The sequence below is a fragment of the Desulfovulcanus sp. genome (genome assembly GCF_982781345.1).
Genome location: NZ_CEYAEZ010000206.1, coordinates 1 through 1,051 on the forward strand (window position 1 = coordinate 1; position 1,051 = coordinate 1,051).

General features: G+C 27.9%; 1 protein-coding gene. It reads right to left on the bottom strand.

Features of this window, described 5'->3' with window-relative positions; all coding sequences use genetic code 11:
- Positions 1 to 155: 155 nt before the first annotated feature.
- On the bottom strand, positions 156 to 1,051 hold an 896-nt coding region (locus AC3WVG_RS12270), incomplete at its 5' end, for an asparagine synthetase B family protein (protein WP_488798402.1).

Sequence of the window (1,051 nt, forward strand, 5' to 3'; positions counted from 1 at the left end):
CATTTTCATTGACCTGATACCTCACAATATAGAGTGTATTATATACTATCTGCACGCTTTTTTAGATTACTCAACTTTCGCACATAGATTCCAAACAAAAATTCATCTACAAAAGCCCATAAACAGGCACTTTTACGTACAATATTTTTATATTTTTAATCTTCAAATTGTCTAAACCATAATTCTAAATTTACAATGGCTCTAAGTTCTCTTGTATAATCCTTTTTATTTTCAATATGTTCATCTAAAATTTTATTTAAGTAATCATGATTAAAGATATTTCTATTTTTTAAACTATCACTATGAATAATGTCTATTACATAATCTTTCAATTTTGTTTTAAACCATTCCCCGACAGGTACCGTAAACATCTGTTTTTCTCTATATACTATATTATGAGGTAAATATTTTAAAGCAAATTTCTTTAGAATATACTTTGTTTCATTTTCACTCAATTTAAATTTCCCAGGTAAACTTTGCATTAATTCAAATAATCTGTAGTCCAGTAAAGGGCTTCTTGTCTCTAATGAATTTGCCATAGCCATTTTATCTGGTTTTACCAGGTTGTTCCCCGGTAATAAATGTCTTGTATCAAAATGTAAAATTTTATTTACATTATCTTTTTCGGATACTTCATTGACGGTATTATTAAAAAGATCTAATGGTATACTGTAATCAACTTCTTTTTTAAATGAATCCTGATACAGGGAATCAAAAATTTTGTCATCTTTGATGAGAGATATATCATGAAAATAATCATCTAAACTGTTTTCCAAAACACTGAAATATTTCATATAGCCTGCAAATGCTTCATCTCCACCATCACCAGTGAAAACAAGTTTGTAATCTTTTGCTGCAAATTTTGACAATATATAAGTAGGAATAAATGAGATATCACCATGAGGCTGATCGTTATGCCATGTTGTTGTATTCCATAGTTCTATAATATCACTTTCTAAAATATGAATATTATTATTTAAACCGCAGAAATCAGCTACCTGTTTAGCATACATCGATTCATCAAATCTTTTTTCTTTAAAACCTATAGAAT